Annotated in this window: 19 protein-coding genes, 1 other RNA gene, 1 pseudogene and 1 riboswitch; of the genes and pseudogenes, 12 read left to right on the top strand and 9 right to left on the bottom strand. The window is 45.9% G+C overall.

Features of this window, described 5'->3' with window-relative positions:
• Positions 1 to 28 precede the first annotated feature (28 nt).
• The 3 genes from AOC20_RS06700 (at position 29) to AOC20_RS06690 (ending at position 4,042) form a co-directional block, all read left to right on the top strand.
• On the top strand, positions 29 to 1,333 hold the full coding sequence (locus AOC20_RS06700) for a malonyl-CoA decarboxylase (protein ID WP_215359564.1): 1,305 nt from the start codon (positions 29 to 31) through the stop codon (positions 1,331 to 1,333).
• Positions 1,334 to 1,495: 162 nt separating this feature from the next.
• On the top strand, positions 1,496 to 2,479 hold the full coding sequence (locus tag AOC20_RS06695) for a Bug family tripartite tricarboxylate transporter substrate binding protein (protein WP_215359562.1): 984 nt from the start codon (positions 1,496 to 1,498) through the stop codon (positions 2,477 to 2,479).
• 39 nt (positions 2,480 to 2,518) lie between these two features.
• Entirely contained in the window at positions 2,519 to 4,042 is a 1,524-nt protein-coding gene (locus AOC20_RS06690; protein WP_215359560.1) for a malonate--CoA ligase, read from the top strand.
• Here AOC20_RS06690 and AOC20_RS06685 read toward each other — a convergent pair whose 3' ends face one another.
• The 5 genes and pseudogenes from AOC20_RS06685 to AOC20_RS06665 form a co-directional block, all read right to left on the bottom strand.
• A complete protein-coding gene (locus tag AOC20_RS06685) occupies positions 4,043 to 4,861 on the bottom strand; it encodes a sulfite exporter TauE/SafE family protein (RefSeq protein ID WP_215359558.1) in 819 nt (272 codons plus the stop codon).
• A non-coding RNA gene (gene ssrS, locus AOC20_RS06680) (6S RNA) lies at positions 4,862 to 5,080 on the bottom strand.
• An 87-nt stretch (positions 5,081 to 5,167) separates the two neighbouring features.
• Positions 5,168 to 5,395, bottom strand: a pseudogene (locus AOC20_RS09795) (cell division protein ZapA); the annotation flags it as partial.
• Positions 5,376 to 5,663 (bottom strand): serine--tRNA ligase, encoded by a 288-nt coding sequence (locus AOC20_RS06670; protein WP_215359556.1) that lies wholly within the window; start codon positions 5,661 to 5,663, stop codon positions 5,376 to 5,378. The gene AOC20_RS06670 and the pseudogene AOC20_RS09795, both read right to left, overlap by 20 nt.
• Before the next feature lie 104 nt (positions 5,664 to 5,767).
• Positions 5,768 to 7,900, bottom strand: a complete 2,133-nt coding sequence (locus AOC20_RS06665; RefSeq protein ID WP_215359554.1) for a TonB-dependent receptor — start codon at positions 7,898 to 7,900, stop codon at positions 5,768 to 5,770.
• Between the two features lie 143 nt (positions 7,901 to 8,043).
• Positions 8,044 to 8,258, bottom strand: a riboswitch (cobalamin riboswitch).
• Positions 8,259 to 8,340: 82 nt separating this feature from the next.
• On the opposite strand from AOC20_RS06665, the gene AOC20_RS06660 reads away from it, so the two are divergent.
• The 7 genes from AOC20_RS06660 (at position 8,341) to AOC20_RS06630 (ending at position 15,279) form a co-directional block, all read left to right on the top strand.
• The gene (locus tag AOC20_RS06660) at positions 8,341 to 8,958 is read left to right on the top strand and encodes a Crp/Fnr family transcriptional regulator (RefSeq protein ID WP_215359552.1); all 618 of its coding nucleotides are present in this window, start codon (positions 8,341 to 8,343) and stop codon (positions 8,956 to 8,958) included.
• Positions 8,959 to 9,163: 205 nt separating this feature from the next.
• The gene (gene oxc, locus AOC20_RS06655; RefSeq protein ID WP_215359550.1) at positions 9,164 to 10,873 is read left to right on the top strand and encodes an oxalyl-CoA decarboxylase; all 1,710 of its coding nucleotides are present in this window, start codon (positions 9,164 to 9,166) and stop codon (positions 10,871 to 10,873) included.
• A gap of 82 nt (positions 10,874 to 10,955) precedes the next feature.
• Positions 10,956 to 12,206, top strand: a complete 1,251-nt coding sequence (frc, locus tag AOC20_RS06650) for a formyl-CoA transferase (RefSeq protein ID WP_215359548.1) — start codon at positions 10,956 to 10,958, stop codon at positions 12,204 to 12,206.
• Positions 12,207 to 12,311: 105 nt separating this feature from the next.
• Positions 12,312 to 12,740, top strand: coding sequence for a PAS domain-containing protein (locus AOC20_RS06645; protein ID WP_215359546.1), 429 nt, complete (start codon positions 12,312 to 12,314; stop codon positions 12,738 to 12,740).
• Between the two features lie 140 nt (positions 12,741 to 12,880).
• On the top strand, positions 12,881 to 14,128 hold the full coding sequence (frc, locus tag AOC20_RS06640; RefSeq protein ID WP_215359544.1) for a formyl-CoA transferase: 1,248 nt from the start codon (positions 12,881 to 12,883) through the stop codon (positions 14,126 to 14,128).
• Between the two features lies 1 nt (position 14,129).
• Entirely contained in the window at positions 14,130 to 15,062 is a 933-nt protein-coding gene (locus AOC20_RS06635) for a methionyl-tRNA formyltransferase (protein WP_215359542.1), read from the top strand.
• Positions 15,063 to 15,093: 31 nt separating this feature from the next.
• Positions 15,094 to 15,279 (top strand): hypothetical protein, encoded by a 186-nt coding sequence (locus AOC20_RS06630; protein ID WP_215359540.1) that lies wholly within the window; start codon positions 15,094 to 15,096, stop codon positions 15,277 to 15,279.
• 20 nt (positions 15,280 to 15,299) lie between these two features.
• Here the strand turns inward: AOC20_RS06630 and panC are convergent, their stop codons facing one another.
• From panC to metG, 4 genes are all read right to left on the bottom strand, one after another.
• Positions 15,300 to 16,151: a pantoate--beta-alanine ligase gene (gene panC / locus AOC20_RS06625; protein ID WP_215359538.1), complete on the bottom strand. Its 852-nt coding sequence runs from the start codon at positions 16,149 to 16,151 to the stop codon at positions 15,300 to 15,302.
• Positions 16,148 to 17,035 (bottom strand): segregation and condensation protein A, encoded by an 888-nt coding sequence (locus tag AOC20_RS06620; RefSeq protein WP_215359536.1) that lies wholly within the window; start codon positions 17,033 to 17,035, stop codon positions 16,148 to 16,150. Before AOC20_RS06620 ends, panC begins: the two co-directional genes overlap by 4 nt.
• Complete coding sequence (locus AOC20_RS06615; protein ID WP_215359534.1) at positions 17,028 to 17,216, bottom strand: DUF3460 family protein; 189 nt, start codon at positions 17,214 to 17,216, stop codon at positions 17,028 to 17,030. Before AOC20_RS06615 ends, AOC20_RS06620 begins: the two co-directional genes overlap by 8 nt.
• 103 nt (positions 17,217 to 17,319) lie before the next feature.
• Positions 17,320 to 18,990 carry a methionine--tRNA ligase gene (gene metG / locus AOC20_RS06610; protein ID WP_215359532.1) on the bottom strand — a complete coding sequence of 557 codons (1,671 nt, stop codon included), beginning with the start codon at positions 18,988 to 18,990 and terminating at the stop codon, positions 17,320 to 17,322.
• Between the two features lie 153 nt (positions 18,991 to 19,143).
• On the opposite strand from metG, the gene AOC20_RS06605 reads away from it, so the two are divergent.
• Complete coding sequence (locus tag AOC20_RS06605; protein WP_215359530.1) at positions 19,144 to 19,986, top strand: formate dehydrogenase accessory sulfurtransferase FdhD; 843 nt, start codon at positions 19,144 to 19,146, stop codon at positions 19,984 to 19,986.
• 39 nt (positions 19,987 to 20,025) lie between these two features.
• Positions 20,026 to 20,592, top strand: coding sequence for a dCTP deaminase (gene dcd / locus AOC20_RS06600; protein WP_068948880.1), 567 nt, complete (start codon positions 20,026 to 20,028; stop codon positions 20,590 to 20,592).
• The last annotated feature ends 13 nt before the right edge of the window (positions 20,593 to 20,605 follow it).

The raw sequence follows: 20,605 nt of genomic DNA, 5'->3' as shown, positions 1-20,605 counted from the left end.
TTTGTCGATTTCTTTTTGAAAAGATTACATGCTAGAAAAGTTAGCAAAAGCTCGCAACCTATCGAAGGCAAATAACGCCATTAAGCGCTTGATTTCTGAGCGAGGCGAATCCAATGCCGTCAGCATGGCGGATGATGTAGTGAACAACTATCGCAAGTTGACTAAAGATCAGCACATTCCATTTTTTACTTACCTATTCGAGAAGTTAAACCCTCAAGTAGATGCCGTTCTTAAAGCGGCACAAAATTTTTCAGCCGAAGCTTCGGCGCGAAATTATATTTATCTGCAAAAAGTTTCTGAGTCCCCTCGGCAGGAACTATTTCGCCGCCTCAATCGTGCCGGTCATGGTACTGCTGCGGTAGTGCAAATGCGCCGCGACCTTTTGCAACTTCTGGACAAGAAGCCAGAGCTTGCTGCAGTGGACTTTGATATGCGTCATCTACTTTCATCTTGGTTTAATCCAGGATTTTTGAAGATGCATCGCGTTGATTGGAAATCTCCTGCTGAAGTTTTGGAAAAGCTTATTCAACATGAGGCGGTGCATGCCATTGATGGCTGGGACGATTTGCGTCGCCGCCTGCAGCCTGATCGTCGTTGCTTTGCGTTTTTTCATCCACAACTTCCCAGTGAGCCTTTAATCTTCGTTGAGGTAGCGCTATTGCCTGAGATCCCTACGGTGATTACTCCCTTGGTGGATAAGAAGGCGGAGACTGTAGATCAGCCATCTCAGTACAAAGTTGCTGTTTTCTATTCCATTAGTAACTGTGAGCCAGGTCTTCGCGGTGTCTCGATGGGCAACTTTTTGATTAAGCGCGTTGCTGAGCAATTGCATGCAGAGTTTCCGGGACTGAAAACTTTTGTTACCTTGTCACCGATCCCTGGATTTATGGATTGGGTATCTGCAGGCGCTAATTTGGGTGAGGACGTTCCAGTAGAAAGATTAAAGCCTAATTTAAGAGCAGCTCGTGATCAGGCTTTGGCCACCTTGAAATTAGATGCGCAATCTTGGACGGAAAAATTAAGTGCTGGATGGCATCCTGATTTAGCATCACCAAAAGAACAAGATGCACTACTTTGTTTGGCATCTATTTACCTTGGATTGGGTTCAACTGGACGCAATGGTAATCCGGTAGCTAAATTCCATTTGGGCAATGGCGCAAAACTTCATTTAGTGAACTGGGCTGGAGATTTATCGCGCAAAGGTTTGCGTCAGTCTGCCGGTTTAATGGTGAATTATCTCTACGACTTAGGTAGCGTGGAAGAGAATCATGAGAAATTTGCCAATGGAGAGATTGTCTATTCCAGGTCGGTAGGGAAGTTGATGGCACCCTAGTCAAGAATTCAGGAGGAGGCATTCTGGGGCAGAATCCAAAGAGGTTCACCTTAGAGTAAAAGAGCGAACTGGGCATTAAGACTCAGAAAGTAGTATGGTATCGGATTTGGTAGTTTTAATAATGTACATAGCCACAAATAGTGGCAGGTGGAGGAGATAACAATGTTTAATCAAGCAAGCCTTGCGGCCATCATCAAGAGAGTCGCTTTTTTAGTTTGTGCAGCACCCTTAGTAGTAATGGCGCAGGAATGGCCAAATAAGCCAGTTACGTTCGTAGTTCCGTTTCCAGCCGGTGGAGGAACGGATGCATTTGCTAGACCTTTAGCAGCGCAATTAACTAAGCAATTAGGCAAGCAATTTATTATTGATAACCGCGGTGGTGCTGGTGGCACTTTGGGCGCCTCTATTGCCTCTAAGGCTGCACCCGATGGCTACACCTTTTTTGTAGGTGCTGCGCATCATGCAATTGCGCCATCCATGTACCCCAATTTAGATTACGACATTGAGAAAAGCTTTGTCCCTGTTGCGATGATTGCAAGCCCACCTCAGGTGATCGTAGTAAATCCAAAGAACGTTCAAGTAAAAGACTTGAAGGAATTTATTGCACTCTTGAAGAAAAACCCAGGTAAGTTTAATTACGCTAGCGCTGGTAATGGCACTACTCACCATTTAGCTGCTGAAGATTTCAAGATGTTGACAAAGACTTTCATTACTCACATTCCTTATCGCGGCGCTGGGCCAGCAATGCAAGATCTTATAGCAGGTCAAGTAGATGTTGAATTTGATGGCCTTGGATCTTCGGCTCCTCAAATCAAAAATGGCTCTATCGTAGCCTTAGCAGTTGCTTCACAGAAGCGTGCCCCTGGATTTCCGAATGTACCTACAGCTGCTGAAGCAGGTTTAGTGGGTTATGAAGTTTCCACTTGGTATGGTTTATTTGCCCCTAAGGGCACTCCACAGCCTATCGTCGATAAGATGATTTCTGAAGTTCAAAAGGCGCTTTCCACTCCAGAGATCAAGGCCACTTGGGCAAACAACGGTTCTGAAACTCCAACTCTCACAGGGGATGCATTTGGCAGGTTTGTAAGTGCCGATATTAAGCGTTGGGCTGCTGTTGCCAAGGCCTCTGGCGCTAAGTTGGATTAAGAATTTTTATTAATATCACCCCTGGGGTTTGAGGTTCGAATGAATTTATATTCACTATTGGAAAAAGGTTTTCCAAAAGATAAAAAAGCATGCGCTCTCGAGACGCATGATGGTCTCTATTACTCATGGGGTGACCTAGAGGCAGCAACTGCCAAGCTGGCAAATTTGCTTGCCAGTTTGAAGTTACCAAAGGGGGCGAGGGTTGCTGTTCAGGTTGAGAAATCACCTGAGGCCCTTTTCCTGTATTTGGCTACTATTCGCGCGGGCTATGTGTATTTACCCCTCAATACTGCTTACCAATCTGCAGAGATCCAGTACTTCTTGGAGAACGCAGAGCCAGCAGTCGTGGTTTGCAGTAGCAAGAATCTCTCTTGGGTTTCTAAGGTGGCAGCGAAGGCGGGCACTAAACATGTCTTTACCTTAGACGAGAACCGTACGGGTACTTTATTAGAGCGTGCAGGTGGCTTAAGCGATCAGTTCAAGACTGTACCCGCTAAAGATGATGACCTGGCAGCCATTCTGTATACATCAGGTACTACTGGACGCAGTAAAGGTGCCATGTTGACCCATAAAAACTTGGGTAGCAATGCACAGGTATTGCAAAAGTTTTGGGGTTGGAAGAAGGGCGATGTCTTATTGCATGCCTTACCGATTTTCCATGTGCATGGTTTATTTGTAGCTGCGCATGGCGCCTTGATCAATGGTAGCAAAATGATTTGGTTGCCACGCTTAGATACGGCGCAGTTGCTCAAGCATATGCCTAAGTCAACTGTGATGATGGGTGTTCCAACATTCTATGTACGCTTGTTGGCTGACAAGGGCTTTAATAAAAACGTAGCGCGTAATATGCGTTTGTTTATTTCTGGATCAGCGCCTCTGCTGACAGAAACATTTAACAGTTTCAAGGAAGTTATCGGTCAACCGATTCTTGAACGTTACGGCATGAGCGAGACGGTAATGTTGGTCTCAAACCCATATAAAGGTAAGCGGGTAGGTGGCTCTGTTGGCTTGCCTTTGCCGGGTGTACAGGTGCGTGTTGTGAACGAAGACAATAAGCCTTGCAAAGTAGATGAAATCGGCGGCATTCAGGTGAAGGGCCCCAATATATTTAAGGGCTACTGGCGCATGCCTGAGAAGACGGCTGAAGAGTTTACGAAAGACGGCTGGTTTAAGACGGGTGACGTAGGTCGTTGGGGTGGTGATGCCAATGGTGGCAAAGCTCCGAAAGAATATTTATGCATCGTGGGTCGTAGCAAAGACTTGATTATTTCTGGTGGCTACAACGTCTATCCAAAAGAAATCGAAAGCTTTATCGATGATATGCCTGGTGTAGATGAGAGTGCTGTCATTGGTATTCCGCACCCGGATTTTGGTGAGGCAGTGATGGCGGTAGTGGTGCCTAAAGCTGGGGCAAAGTTAAATGCTGAAGCAATGATTGCTACATTGAAAACGCAAATTGCGAACTTTAAGATTCCAAAACGTGTTGAGATTGTTGCTGATTTACCGCGCAATGCTATGGGTAAGGTGCAAAAGAATATTTTGCGCCAACAGTACACTGCCTAGTTAGTATCCAAACGCTTTGCGGCTTTCATTAAACATGAAGGCTGCAAGCATTAACAGCATCACCCCGAAAATACGCTTCAGTTGCGCAACGTCTAATTTGCGTGCCATTTTTGCGCCTAGTGGTGCTGTAAATATACTAACTACTGCGATACAAACCACGGCGGGTAAGTAAACAAAGCCTAATGACCCCGATGGTAGGTTGGGGTGCCCCCAACTGCCATACATATAGCCCACAGTTGCTGCCGCCGCAATCGGAAAGCCCAAGCCAGACGAGCTAGCCATAGCAACGTGAGGTTTTACATTGCACCAAAGCATAAAAGGCACGGTAATAAATGCGCCCCCAGCCCCAACTAGGCTAGCAAGCGCTCCGGCAAATGCCCCAAAAGAAAATAGGCCGGCCGTCCCGGGTAGGTCTCTGCCAGGTTTTGGCTTTTTATTGAGTAGCATCTGTATGGATGTGTAAACAATAAAGATGGCAAAGAACAGTGAGAGCCAGGAGGTATTTAAGGCCTCAAAGATTTCGCTGCCACCGATTAAGCTCCCAATGATTAGGCCGGGACTTAAAGAGGCAACCAGCTTCCAATCAATCGAACCATGCTTGTGGTGTGCCCAAATTGCCGAGGTAGTTGTAAATAAAATAGTAGCCATGCCGGTAGCAATTGCCATGTGAACAATCACTTCTTGACTGAATCCTTGGTGATTAAAAACCAGGATCATGAATGGTACGAGAATCATGCCGCCACCAATGCCAAGAAGGCCAGCTAAAAAGCCAGAGATGCTGCCGCACAGCATCAACATCGCGATATCACTCAGTAACATGAATTCCCCGCCTTAGCCGCTAGGCCGTCATCCTGAACCCTAAGGTTCAAGGTGGAACGGCTACTCTGCTTCGGGTGCATTAAGAGGTTCAGGGAGTAACCAAGTCTAAGTTGGCACTGTGAACTTTCGAAACGCTCACGCCCACAAGGTAAAGATCGTTCCGGATGCTTGCGCATCGGTTCAAGGAACTATTGGCCTTGGCGAACCAGGCAGGGAAAGGGTTTGCATCAAAGCATCCACTTGATCTTCAAGCTCTCGAATTTGACCCTGAAGACGAGTCACTTCATCGGGGCTCACATTGGTGGAGGTGCTTTGTTGCGTTTGATTTTTTTGTAAGGTAATTAAATCGCCAGCAATTTTCAGTGCCGCCATCATGCTGGCACGTTCAATGCTGCGGTTACCGCCGTTGATCGCGAGTTGGATTTGCTCATCCACCAAAACGCATGCTGACCGTAATAAGGCTTCGTGCTCAGCACTGGTTGCTAAGGTGATTTTTTGGCCGGCAATACTTACTTCAATGCGTTGTTGGCTCATTGTCATCCTCTGGATTATTTGGTGGAACAGCTTCGCCAAGTAAGTTTAGTTGGCGACCATCGCTTTGCTCTGGTAAACGGCTCAGGATATGTTGAATACGCTTTTGGGCATCTTCAATCTTGGTTTCTTGTAGCGCACGATCTTGCGCAAGATTTTTTACTGAATCTTGAATTAAGGAAACTTTTGTGGCTAGGCGCTCAATGGCTGCAGACAAGACATCTAAGTCTGAAGGTGAGACGCTCTGGGGAGGGGAGTTTTGCTCGCTCATATCGTCATTGTAGCCTTAGCTCCCGGCTCCGGGTGAGGGCGCTACTTTAGATCCTCCAATGAGGAGGTTGAGGATCTAAAGCAGGTAAACCACTCTTGGAGTGTTTAATTAAAGTTGTATTTCAACGTTACAAAAACCGACCTCGGCTCACTGGGGTAGTAAGAGTATCTGCTGGAGACATTGCTTGGCGCAGTGCCATAAGTAGCATATTGGGCGTTGCCAACGTTTTTGACTGTAAGGCGTGCCTCAACTCCCTGGTATTTGTATGAAGTAAAAATATCTCCGATTACGTAAGAAGGCATTACAGGGGTGGCGCTATAGTAACTTGGCCCCGTATCGTAATGTTGGCCACTTACGTAATTGACTACTCCACCTAAGGTCCAGTTGGAGGTGATTAAGTAATTCGCTCTGGCATTGAGGAGAGTGTCAGGAACAACTGGAATAGCATTTCCGGAAAATGGCCCATTGGCGTAGTAAGACTTCTGATACTTTCCTCCAGCGCCAATGTTTAATGAGGAAGAAATATTGGAATTAATGTCCAACAATATACCGCCCCGATTAATTTGATAAATAGAGTTGTAGTTATAGCCTGTAGAAGGGTTGTAGCTAATCTCATTTTGCGTCATCGATTTAAAAATGGATGAAGTAATCTTTGAGTTCAGGACTTCCCAGTTGCCCCCAACTTCATAAGTCTGAGTGGTTTGAGGTTGCAAAATTCCGCTAAATACAGTTGATGTCGTTTGGGTTGTCGGGTTGTAAAGCAGGCCCCAATATTCATCGATATTGGGGAATCTGAATGACTGATTCCACTTCACATAAATGCGCTGTCCGGGAAGGTAGTTGGCATTCAGAGCCACATCTCCAGCATTAGCAGCATATTGCTGATTGCTGGAAACCGCTCCATTAGCTGCGGTGATTGCAGAGCTAGTGGTAGAAGCTTGTTGTACTTGCCGACGAAATCCTCCGCTGGCTTCAAGTATGCGTGTTAGCGGAATTTTTTGAATGATGTAGAGCGAATTATTAATTTGAGTTGCACTCTGAGAGTCGCTTGTCAGATTGTTGTAATAGGTTCCAAAGGGGTTATTTGCAGCATCGTATTGATTCGCGAGAATGATGCCTTGAGATTGAGGTGTATAGCTGTTACTGCCTGCTTGATTGGCTTTAGAGAAGTCATATCCAAAAATCGAAGTACCGATAACGCCAAAATTTGCCTTAAGGCGCGGCGATAGGGCGAGTTGCCATCCTTGTAAATTATTATTCATTGGGCTTCCAGCGGAGCCAAAGGCAGGGCTGGCAAAATAATCTGCTTGGGGTACGTAAAAGAAAGAAGATTTGTTGTTGTATGAGGTATCAACCTCTACAACATAACTTTCACTTAATGTCTTAGTCAGACCCTGACGAAAGCCAGAATTATTGGTTGTTATATTGTTGCCAGCATTTTGTGGTCGCACTGAAAGCGGATTGCCAGAGCCAACTAATCCCACCACAGGACTAGCTAGTTGCGAATTGGTGTAGCCATAGTACCCATCAATAAAGACGCGATCGCCTCCACCAAGATCTTGCGAAATCTTTGCGTCGACAGAATAGGCGTTCGCTGCTGTATTGGGTCGCCAGCCATTAGTATTCGACGTGTTAGCACTGACTTGATAAGTTGTTTTTTCAACTGTATTTCTAAAGATGGCATTGTTGATTGAGGTGCCCCAAGTGCCATAGGTAGCAGAGGCCTGGTTAATACTTTTTTTACCGCCATTGGTGATGATGTTAATGACACCTCCAACTGCGCCGTTACCATACTGAACGCTCGCCCCACCTTGGAGGATCTCAATACGCTCAATCGAATCGATTGGAATAGATGCCCAATCAACGCCTCCAGAATCAATGGGGTTAACTCGAATACCATCAACCAAAATTACGGTTGTACTACTGCCGGTTGGTCCGTAGCCTCCCATATCTACTGAGGCATCTAAGTTTAAAGAGCTCGAATTCAGGCCTCTTATTAGCAGGCCGCCAATTTGAGAAAGCACTTGTGGAATCGTATTTGAACTAGAGTTATCAATTTCATCCCGCGTAATGATCTTGATGTTTGCTGGTACCTCGTTGAGGTTTTCCTCAAAGCGTGATCCAGTCACAATCACGGTCGATTGGTTGGTTTGTGCAAATACTGCAGTGGTCAGGTTAAGTGTGATGAGTGCGCTGCATGCGAGTACTATTTTTTTCTGCTTCAACTGCTGTTTCATGAAAAACTTTCTGTTATCGATTGCCTAGCTAACTTCCCCGTTAGCTGGGTCGAACAGAATTTCACGTGCAGGAGCTTAGGCGTCAATGTGGCGTCAGACCATAGGGCAAACACATTCATCGGCGCGCGAAGGTCCCCGTCCGCAAAATTCCACCTGTCTTGGCCGGTATCCGGGCTAGTAAATATCAGAATCTGGCCTTCCCATGCGATTGACGCGCACAGTGGCTTTGTCAGATTCCTGACGTCTTTGAAAGCAAATAAAGACGCATTTACCTACCGTTGCGGGGGCAGCACACGTTTTGTGTTTCCCGTTTAACTTTATTGCACTGCAATAAAGCACCACGACCCCGTTATTCTAGCGGATCTAGACTGCTTGAAGTAGGAATCCAAGGCTCCAAGGGGTAAAAAAGCCTACAATAGACAGTCTTGGAGCAAAGATTTATGACGGCATTAGATAAGCACCCCGAAAAAAACCTGATTCGTTTGCAGTTAAGTCAAAACTCGGTCTTAAAAAGCTTAGATCCTGCAGCAATGGCAGATTTAGAGCGCCATTTAGAGATTGCTGACCTGAAAAAATCCGAAATCCTGTTGCACCAGGGTGATCACCAGATGGAGCAATATTTCGTTCTGGATGGAATCCTCAAGCGCATTGTTTCCAGTGCGGATGCAAAAGAGATGATTTTGCGTTTTGCCATCGAAAAAGATATTGAAACTAGTTATGCCGCTTGGCGTTTAAAAACTGCCGCCCCTTACAGTATTGCCTGTGTGACTAAGGCTCGCGTGGCTCGGATGCCAATGAAGAAGTGGGCGGAATTCCTTGAGCAGCACAAGCCCCTCAAGGAGAGCTTTGAGTTTGAGGTCATGCGCCTCATGAGTGAAATCATGGCTCATACCATTACCTTGCATATGCTTGATGCTCCAGGCCGAGTAGAGCGTTTTTTACGTAAATACGAGGACTTATTTGAGCTTCTCCCTAAAAAGGAACTAGCTGCTTACCTCAACCTCTCCCCTGAGACTTTGAGTCGGCTCAAAACAAAGCATAAAGAGCTCTTTGTCTAGGTCGGAAAAATGCCTGTAATTACAGGATTTAGAGGGAAATTGACCGAAGTCAATGATGAACCCCCTGCCCAAGCCTAATATTCAGTTCAGCCTAAGCGGGATATAAAACCCGTAGTGCGATTAATAACTACATTGGAGACGTTAGCGAAAGCTAGATTGCATCAACTCTTAAAGAGTGGAACCCGCAATTTTTATCAAAATTTCTATGACAACAGATAACCAAAACACACAACTAACGGATGGCTTCCATCTCGTCATTGACGCCTTGAAGGCAAATGACCTTAATACAATTTTCGGCCTGGTTGGTATTCCAATTACTGACTTATGTCGTTTGGCTCAGGCCGAGGGCTTGCGCTTCATCGGTTTCCGTCATGAGCAGCATGCAGGTAATGCTGCAGCGATTGCTGGTTATATGACACAAAAGCCTGGTATCTGTATGACAGTTTCTGCACCAGGATTCTTGAATGGTTTGACAGCACTTGCAAATGCAACTGTGAACTGCTTCCCAATGATTTTGATCTCTGGTTCTAGTGAGCGTGAAATCGTTGACTTGCAACAGGGTGACTACGAAGAGATGGATCAGCTCAATGCAGCTAAGCCATATTGCAAAGCAGCTTATCGTATTAATCACATTGAAGATATCGGTATTGGTTTCGCACGTGCAATCCGTGCTGCAGTTTCTGGTCGTCCAGGTGGCGTGTATTTAGACTTACCAGCTCAATTACTTGCTCAAACAATGCCTGTTGAAGAAGCCAAGAAATCTATCTTTAAGGTAATTGATCCAGTTCCACGTCAAATCCCAGCAGCTGATGCAGTTGCTCGCGCATTAGATGTATTGAAGGGCGCTAAGCGTCCATTGATTCTCCTTGGTAAGGGCGCTGCTTATGCTCAAGCTGATAAAGAGATTCGTGACTTGGTTGAAAAATCAGGTATCCCTTACTTGCCTATGTCGATGGCTAAAGGTTTGTTGCCAGATAACCATCCGCAATCTGCTTCTGCAGCGCGTTCATTTGTATTGGCTGAAGCTGATGCAGTTTTATTGGTCGGCGCACGTTTGAACTGGTTGCTCGCGCACGGTAAGGGTAAGACTTGGGGCAAAGAGCCTAAGAAATTTATCCAAATCGATATTCAAGCAAACGAAGTGGATAGCAACGTACAAATTGCAGCACCATTGATTGGTGATATTGGTTCATGTGTTAGTGAATTGTTAAAAGGGATTTCTGCTGTTCCTAAGCCAAGCGCTGAGTGGATCGCTGCGATCACTGAGAAGAAAGACAAGAACACTGCGAAGATGGCAGAAACATTGGCCAAAGAAGCAAACCCAATGAACTTCCATGGCGCGTTGCGTGTCATTCGTGATGTGATCAAGAAGAACCCAGATGTGAACTTGGTAAATGAAGGTGCAAATACACTCGACTATTGCCGTGCAATCGTGGATATGTACAAACCACGTAAGCGTTTTGACTCCGGTACTTGGGGCATTATGGGTATCGGTATGGGTTATGCGATTGGTGCTGCAGTAACCAGTGGCTTACCCACAGTAGCTATAGAGGGCGATAGCGCTTTTGGTTTTAGCGGCATGGAACTTGAAACAGTTTGCCGTTACAACTTGCCAATCACAACAGTTATTTTCAATAACAATGGCGTTTACCGCGGTACTGACGTAAACCCAACTGGCGGTGCTGATGTTGCTCCTACTGTGTTCGTTAAAGATGCGCGTTACGACAAGATGATTGAAGCATTTGGTGGTGTTGGTTACTACGTAACTACCCCAGCAGAATTAGAGGCGGCATTAACAGAAGCAATTGCTGCCGGTAAACCAGCTCTCATCAATGCTGTTATTGATGAAACTGCAGGCACTGAGAGTGGACGCTTAACGAATTTGAACCCATCTACTGCAGCTGCTAAGAAATAAGATATTTAAAAACGGTAATAAAAAGTTAATATTTTTTGACTAAATTAAATAACCAATAAGAAACATTTAAGGAGAAACAAACATGACTAAACCATTAGACGGTATCCGTATTATTGACTTCACACACGTTCAGGCAGGACCTGCTTGTACTCAGTTATTGGCTTGGTATGGCGCTGACGTAATTAAAGTTGAGCGTCCTGGCTCTGGCGACGTAACTCGTAGCCAATTGCGCGATATTCCTGGCGCAGATGCTTTGTACTTCACTATGCTGAACGGCAATAAGCGTTCTTTGACTTTGGATACCAAGACTCAAGAAGGTAAAGAAGTTTTAGAGAAGATGATCAAAACTTCTGACGTAATGGTTGAGAACTTTGGTCCAGGCGCTTTGGATCGTATGGGCTTCTCTTGGAAGCGTATCCAAGAATTGAACCCAAAGATGATCATGGCTTCAGTTAAAGGTTTTAGCGATGGCCACTCATATGAAGACTTAAAAGTGTATGAGAACGTTGCTCAGTGTGCCGGTGGAGCTGCTTCAACAACTGGCTTCTGGGATGGTCCTCCTACTGTTTCTGCTGCTGCTTTGGGTGACTCCAATACTGGTATGCACTTGGCAATCGGTATCTTGACTGCTTTGATGCAGCGCGCTAAGACTGGTAAGGGTCAAAAAGTATCTTGCTCAATGCAAGACGCTGTATTGAACTTGTGCCGCGTGAAGTTGCGCGATCAACAACGTTTGGACAAAGTTGGTTACTTGGAAGAGTATCCACAGTACCCACACGGTTCATTCACTGATGTAGTTCCACGTGGCGGTAACGCTGGTGGTGGCGGTCAGCCAGGTTGGGTATTGAAGTGTAAGGGTTGGGAAACAGATCCAAACGCATACATCTACTTCACCATTCAAGGTCATGCTTGGGAGCCAATTACTAAAGCTTTGGGCAAACCAGAGTGGGCAACTGATCCAGCATATATGACTGCTGAAGCTCGTCAAGACAAGATTTTTGATATCTTCGCAACCATTGAAGATTGGCTCAAAGACAAGACCAAGTACGAGGCTGTGGACATTCTCCGCAAGTTCGATATTCCATGTGCTCCAGTCCTCTCAATGAAAGAATTAGCTGCTTCACCAGACTTGCGTAAGAGCGGTTCTATTGTTGAAGTTGATCACAAGGTACGTGGTAAGTACTTAACTATCGGTAGCCCAATCAAGTTCTCTGATTTGGAAATCGAAGTTGGTCCATCACCAGTGTTAGGTGAGCACACTGACGAAGTATTGGCTGACCTTGGCTATAGTGCCGATGACATCGCTAAGTTGCATACAGCTAAAGCAGTTTAATAACGATAACATTCGCTTTTAATTTGAAGGCGCTCCTCGTGAGCGCCTTTTTTATTTCCTGCAGATTTATCAATCAGCAGCTGAAAAACTCTGTAGACTATTCATATGAAAACAAGCGTTGATTTACAGCAGCTGATAGAGTGTGTTGGAGATGCCGTTGTAGTTGCTGATGCCCATGAAAAAATCATTCTATGGAATCCAGCTGCCACTCGAATCTTTGGCTATTCAGAAGAAGAGGCGCTTGGTCAGAAACTAGATCTCATTGTTCCTGAGCGTCAACTTCAAAAGCACAATGAGGGCTACAGCCATTCCATGGCGACTGGCACAACTCGTTACGGCACATCTTTACTGAAGGTGCCAGCAAAGCATAAAAATGGCGGAACACTTTCGATTGCTTTTACCGTTGGGATGCTATTTGATGCCTCTGGCAAGGCTAATGGGGTGGTGGCGATCATTCGGGATGACACCGAGCGCTTTGCCCAAGAAAGAGCCCTCAAAAAGCGACTCTCTGATCTTGAAAATCCTCAGACATAGCCGCATATAGTTCTATATTGACGCCAATACAGGCTTAGACGGTAATTGTGCCCAAAAATTGGGCATGCTCCATTTTTACCTATTTCCCACTGGTAAAATTGCCTCAATTCAAAATTTTCATTCTTATTAGGACTTAAACCATGGCAAAAGCACTAGAAGGGGTCAAAATCCTCGACTTTACGCACGTTCAATCAGGCCCAACCTGTACTCAGTTACTGGCTTGGTTTGGTGCGGACGTTATCAAAGTAGAGAAATCAGGCGAAGGGGATGCAACACGTGGTCAATTGCGCGACATTCCTGATGCCGACAGTTTGTATTTCACGATGTTGAACCATAACAAGCGTTCTATCACCGTAAATACCAAAACCCAAAAAGGTAAAGAGATTCTGGAGCGCTTGATTAAAGAGTGCGACGTTTTAGTTGAAAACTTTGCGCCAGGCGCCCTGGATCGTATGGGATTTTCTTGGGAGCGTATTCAAGAGCTCAATCCCATGATGATCATGGCTTCTGTAAAAGGCTTTGGCCCTGGTCCATACGAAGATTGCAAAGTGTATGAGAACGTTGCGCAATGCGCAGGCGGTTCTGCATCAACCACTGGTTTTGATGATGGCCCTCCAATGGTGACTGGTGCGCAAATCGGCGACAGCGGAACTGGTTTGCATTTAGCGCTTGGTATTGTGACTGCTCTGTATCAACGTACTCACTCTGGTCGTGGCCAGAAAGTATTGGCAGCGATGCAAGATGCAGTATTGAACTTGTGCCGTGTGAAGTTGCGTGATCAACAGCGTTTAGAGCGTGTTGGCCTCATGCAAGAGTATCCACAGTTCCCGAACGGTGAGTTCGGCGACTCTGTACCCCGAGCAGGCAATGCTTCTGGCGGTGGTCAGCCAGGCTGGATTGTGAAATGCAAAGGCTGGGAAAAGGATCCAAATGCCTATATGTATGTGATCGTTCAGGCTCCAGTTTGGGAAGCAATTTGCAAAGTAATCGGTCGTGAAGATTGGATTACTGATGTGCGTTTTGCATCACCAATGGCACGCTTGCCACACCTCATGGAAATTTTCGGCGAGATCGAAAAGTGGACCATGACGATGACGAAGTTTGAGGTGATGGACGTATTGAATAAATACGATATTCCATGTGGCCCAATTCTGTCCATGAAAGAGATTGCTGAAGAGCCTGCATTACGTGCAACTGGAACTGTGGTTGAAGTGGATCACCCCATACGCGGCAAGTATCTTACCGTTGGTAATCCAATCAAGATGTCTGATAGCCCAACTGATGTGACTCGTTCGCCATTGCTCGGTGAGCATACTGATGAAATTCTTAGTGAGTTAGGTTACTCAACTGATGAATTGATTGCATTACGTCACGATAAGGTGATCTAAGATGCGGGTTGCTTTGATTGGGAGTGCGGATTTTGGTAAAGCTGCTTTAGAGGCTTTTTTAGATCGCGGCGATGAAGTAGTCGCCGTCTTCTGTCCTCCCGATAATCCCAAATCAAGCAAACCAGAAGTCTTAAAAGAAGTTGCCCTAGCAAGGGGTTTAAATCCCTTGCAGTTTGCCTCCCTCAAGAGTCCTGAAGCCGCTCAGGCCTTGATTGATAGCAATGCGGATATCTGTGTGATGGCTTATGTCATTCAGTTTGTGCCGCAAGAGCTCTGCAAGATTCCAAAACATGGAACCATTCAATACCATCCCTCTTTGCTGCCTAAATACCGTGGCCCGAGTGCCATTAATTGGGCTATTGCCTTGGGTGAGGGGAAGACTGGTTTAACGATCTTCCGCCCATCCGATGGCTTGGATGAGGGCGCAGTAATCTTGCAAAAAGAAGTAACCATTAGACCTAATGACACACTAGGAAAAATCTACTTTGATCATCTATTCCCGATAGGCGTTAAGGCATTGCTTGAGGCTGCTGACTTAGTAGTCGCAGGCAAGCACCAAGAAATAGTACAAGATGAATCCCAAGCCAACTACGAAGGTTGGTTTGATGCGAATGCTGCTCAGATTCATTGGGCAAGCCACATCAGTCAAATCTATAACCTCATTCGTGCTTGCAATCCTGCACCCGGTGCATGGACAAAGTTTGGTGAGCAAAAAGTCCAGATATACGACTGCCACAAGCATGTAGCCGCGACATTTGGTGATGTCAAAGGTAAGCCTGGTGAAGTGACTCAGATTACTTTAGATTCTTTTTTTATCGCCTGTCATGGTGGGCAGATTGAAGTCCTTAAGGCTAAAGGGTCTGCGGGTAAGGTTACTGGCGCTGAATTAGCTAAAGAGTTAAATCTCGAAGTAGGGCAGTTCTTTACGCTGTAGAGCTTTTCAAAAGCGATCACTGAATCTAGCGATGACTGAAGAAAGCGCTCAAACAATATCTCCCAATATGGAGGAGATTAAAAAAGATCAGCCTAAAACTCTTACCGAAAGTGATGGCTCGACTGAGCCTGAAAATCGTCATTCACGGAGAGCTGGACTTAGTAAGCGCGAAATCATGGAGCAGCTATCGCGCGAGAGATTCCCTTGGGACGAGTAAGTCGCAAGGAAATCTAAAGATTAAATCTCTAAGTTATCAATCAAGCGTGTTTTACCAAGCTTAGCAGCCGTCAAGATGACGAGTGGCTCACCAGTCTGTAATTGATCATTCGATGCTGGTGCTAAATCACTTTGCTGGCGAATGGCGATGTAATCAGGCTGCCAGCCACGGCCTGCAATAGAAGCAACAGCAGCCCTTTCAATCTCCGAAATGGATTGGGTATTGCGATCTTTAAGTTGCAGTACACGTTCCCGAACTTCTTTGAGTGCTTTCATTAATTCAGGAGCTTCAGCGCGTTCTGCAGCTGAAAGGTAGCCATTACGTGAGGAGAGGGCAAGGCCATCTTCCGCACGAATGGTCTCACCCGGAATAATGTCAACCGGTAGAGCAAATTGCTTAGCCATCTGACGAATAATCATCAGCTGCTGGTAATCTTTTTTGCCAAACACGGCAACCTTAGGTTGGACGCAAGAAAAGAGTTTGAGAACAACCGTACATACGCCTTTAAAGAACCCGGGACGAAACTCTCCCTCAAGGATGTCACCCAACTGTTGCGGTGGATCTACGCGATATTCTTGGGGTTGAGGGTATAGATCACGCTCAGAAGGTGCAAACAAAATGTATACACCCTCTTTTTCTAGCTTATCAATATCCGCTTGCATGGTACGAGGGTAGCTATCAAAGTCCTCGTTAGGCCCAAACTGCAAGCGATTGACAAAGATGCTGGCTACTACAGGGTCGCCATGCTGTCTTGCTAAGCGCATCAATGAGAGGTGGCCTTCGTGAAGGTTCCCCATGGTTGGTACAAATGAAGCCCGGTTTTGACCTCTTAAATGGTCGCGTAATTCTTGAATGTCGCTAATAATTTTCATGCAACAGGGGTATAGGCGAGACGCACATAAATTGGCGCATAAGGCTCAGCCTGAGTGATTTCTACTAGGGCTTCACGTGAGAGTTCAAGCATCGCAATGAAGTTCACAATCACCACTGGAATGCCTTTGCCAGACTTGATGGCATCTTCAAATAGCTCACCGAACTCTACAAATTTAGTACTTTGTAAGCGGCGCAAGATGCGTGTCATAAAGTCGCGCACTGATAATTCTTCACGAGTAATGGTGTGATGCTGAGTGAGTTTGGCGCGGTGTAGTACATCACGCCAAGCCATTTGTAAGTCATCTACATTGACATCTGGCCAAGCAATCGCAATAGTCGTATCCACATAGCCATGGGCTACTTGGAAGTCGCGACCTTGTTGTGGGATTTGATCGAGCTCTTGGGCCGCAAGCTTCATACGCTCGTACTCCAAAAGGCGACGAACTAATTCTGCGCGCGGATCTTCTACTTCTTCTTCGCTGTCCGCCTTCTTCATTGGCAGGAGCATGCGGGATTTAATTTCAATCAACATCGCGGCCATAAGCAAATACTCGGCAGCCAGTTCAAGATTGTGGTGACGAATTTGATCGATATAGCTCAGGTACTGTTGCGTCACCTGTGCCATTGGAATATCTAATACATTGAAATTCTGTTTGCGAATGAGATACAGCAGCAGATCTAATGGACCTTCAAATGCTTCTAAAAAGACTTCCAGTGCATCTGGTGGAATATATAAATCAGTAGGAAGCTTAAATAGGGGTTCGCCATATAGCTTAGCGAATGCAGCAGACATGCCATCGGTAACCGATGGAGTGCTATCTAGTAAATCCGATATTGGCTGAGCCATAGGCTCATTGCCCGACGAACTACCTGAGTTAGTCATTCGAATAAACGTAAGCGCGTTGCTTGAGTTTTGCTGCTTTGGCACGGCGCTGATCTTCAACGCTCAAAGGCTCTTTATCCCAAAGGAGGGCGCGACCTGCTTGCTGTTCAGCCTCGAGGTTTGGATGATCGGTCTTGAGTTCATTTAAGAACTGGGTGAATTCAGATTGATATCTTGCCATGGCATTTCCTAAAATACTCAATAAATTCAATAACTTAAGCAATTAATGCAAAAAGCTACCTAGGGACTACAACCGACATTATAGGTGCTTTTTAGGGGGCTTTTTATAAGTTTGCCGCCAGCAAAGCCTCAATTTGTGGGGCTTCCACACGGGTCATGAGGTGCTTATACGGCTTGACCGGGTTCTTACTGGAAAGGGGGGTATTAATGTCGGCCCAGGAAAGGGGTGACAAGGAAAGGAACTCCTCCACTCCAGCAGCTACCTGAGGGATTACCGGCTTTAGATACAGGCTGAGCATGCGGAATGCTTCTAAGGTGATGCTGCAAACACGCTGCAAATCCGCTTCACGTTCTGGGTCTTTCGCGATTTCCCATGGCTTGTTCTCATCTACAAAACCATTCACTTTGTCGGCGAGCTCCATTACTGTGCGCAATGCTTTTGCGAATTCGCGTCCCTCATAGAGCTCTGCAATTTTTTCACTAGCACCAGCAATTTCTTTCAGGAGCGGATTGTTCATGGCTTCATCAGAAACAACGCCACCAAAACGTTTTACCAAGAAGCCGGCGCTTCGACTTGCGATATTGATGTACTTACCCAACAAGTCACTATTTACTCGCGCAACAAAGTCTTGAAGATTTAAGTCCAAATCTTCCATGCTGTCATTGAGTTTGGTTGCGAAGTAGTAACGGAACCACTCTGGATTAAAGCCACACTCAATTACGCTATTTGCAGAAATCAAAGTGCCACGAGACTTACTCATCTTCTCGCCATCAACGGTTAAGAAACCATGGGCAAACACATTGGTCGGCGTACGATAACCAGAGAACTGCAATGTTGCCGGCCAGAATAAAGTGTGGAAATACAGAATATCTTTACCAATGAAATGGTATTGCTCAGTAGTGGTATCAGGCTTTACCCACTCATCAAAATTAAGGCCTTTGGCTTGGCAATAATTGAGAAAGCTAGCGTAATAACCAATCGGCGCATCGAGCCATACGTAGAAGTATTTACCAGGTGCATCAGGGATCTCGAACCCGAAATACGGGGCATCGCGGGAGATATCCCAGTCGCCTAGCTTGCTCTCACCTGGCTGACCGACCCATTCTTTCATCTTATTGCGAGCTTCAGGCTGCAAAGGTGTTTTGACTTGGGTCCACTCGCGCAAGAACTCTTCGCAACGTGGGTCAGATAACCTAAAGAAGTAGTGATCAGAAATCTTTTTGATTGGGGTTGCACCGCTAACTACTGAAAAAGGATTCTTTAAATCCGTAGGCGAATAAGTTGCGCCACATTTTTCGCAGTTGTCGCCATATTGATCTTTGGCGCCACACTTAGGGCACTCTCCTTTAATAAAGCGATCCGGTAAGAACATTTCCTTTACGGGATCGTAGGCTTGCTCAATCGCGCGCTTTTCAATTAATCCCGCATCACGTAACTTGAGATAAATGTCTTGCGATAACTTTTCATTCTCAGGGCTATCCGTCGTGTAGTAGTTATCAAACGAAATGAGGAAGTTATCGAAGTCACGCTTATGTTCTTTCCAAACATTGGCGATTAATTCTTTTGGGGTGATACCTTCTTTTTCAGCACGCAACATGATGGGGGTGCCGTGTGTGTCATCTGCGCCAACATAGTGAACTTCGTGACCACGCATCCTTTGATAGCGCACCCAAATATCGGTCTGGACATACTCCACCAAATGGCCAATATGGATCTGACCATTGGCGTACGGTAGGGCGGAAGTAACAAGAAGGCGACGTTGGGAACTGCTCATGTAATGCGGACTTAAATAAGAAGGTTAATCAGGGTTTAGCACTCAATTATGCTGGCTTATGCACTGATTTTAGTCTGCGGTTAAAGTAAAGCACCGTGGAGTATTGATAAATCCCGATAAACTTCAATTTAGCCCGACCCTTAGAGAGTTTTTATGGCAGCAAAACCAAACATTCAGATGTCTAACGCTTCAGTGCCTGTGGTGCATGAGGTCGAGGTCATGGATGAAATGGGCCGCCTTAAAAGGACCCATATTCCTGGTGAGCGCCCTCTAACCATTTATCTGGATAAACGTGAAGTCGTGACACTGATGACCCTAGGAAGCGCTCCAGAAGCCTTGGTCCTGGGTTATTTACGTAATCAGCGTCTCGTAGAGTCCCCGGATGATATTGAGAGCATTCAAGTAGATTGGGAGACGGATTCTGCTGCTGTCAAAACTCGTCGAAGTACGGTTGATATTGATGCCCTGACGAGTAAGCGGGTCGTAACGACAGGCTGCGGCCAAGGGACCATGTTTGGTGGCTTGATCGAAGAGATGGATTCGATTCAGCTTCCCGAAGGTCCGGCACTATCCCAGGAGGCAATAGTTACATTGATCGACTCTATACGGACCCATGATTCGATTTATAAGAAGTCTGGCTCAGTTCATGCCTGCGCTGTTTTTGAGCGAGATGGCAAGGATGGGGTGCGCCTCTTGCATTTTATTGAGGATGTTGGCCGTCATAATGCGGTCGACTCAATTTCTGGGCTCATGTGGTTAGCCAATAAACAGGGTAAGGAATTGATTTTCTTTACCACTGGACGCTTAACCTCGGAGATGGTCATTAAGGGGGCTCAAATGGGCATACCCTTCCTGCTAACCCGTTCAGGGGTGACCTTGATGGGTCTGGAGTTGGCGCGCAAGACGAATCTCACCATCCTCTCCCGTTGTTCCGGTAAACACTTCGAGATCTATAACGCCCCTGAGAGGGTCGTTTTTACCCAAAAACCCCAATAAATTCGTGGGTAGCTTGGACGAAGGTTTTACAATTCGTCCATGACTATTAAATCTGACCACTGGATCCGCCGCATGGGCGAACAAGGCATGATCAGCCCATTTGAACCTGGGCAGATTCGCCAAGACGCCGCCGGTAACAAAATCGTAAGTTATGGCACTTCAAGCTATGGCTATGACATACGTTGCGCAGACGAATTTAAGATCTTCACTAATATCAACAGCACCATAGTTGATCCGAAGAATTTCGATGAGCAATCTTTCGTTGATTTCAAAGGTGATGTTTGTATCATTCCACCCAATTCATTTGCATTGGCAAGAACGGTTGAGTACTTCAAGATTCCACGCAGCGTTTTAACTGTTTGCGTTGGTAAAAGTACGTATGCGCGTTGCGGAATTATTGTGAACGTGACGCCATTTGAGCCCGAGTGGGAAGGTTATGTCACATTAGAGTTTTCAAACACCACCCCATTGCCTGCCAAGATTTATGCGGGTGAGGGTTGCGCGCAAGTACTCTTCTTTGAGAGTGATGAGGTATGTGGCACCTCTTATAAAGATCGCGGTGGTAAGTATCAAGGTCAGCGGGGCGTTACCCTGCCTAAGACCTAAGCCATTTACGGCA

It is taken from the genome of Polynucleobacter ibericus (assembly GCF_018687955.1).
GTDB lineage: Bacteria > Pseudomonadota > Gammaproteobacteria > Burkholderiales > Burkholderiaceae > Polynucleobacter > Polynucleobacter ibericus.
This window is presented reverse-complemented; position numbering and strand designations above follow the sequence as displayed.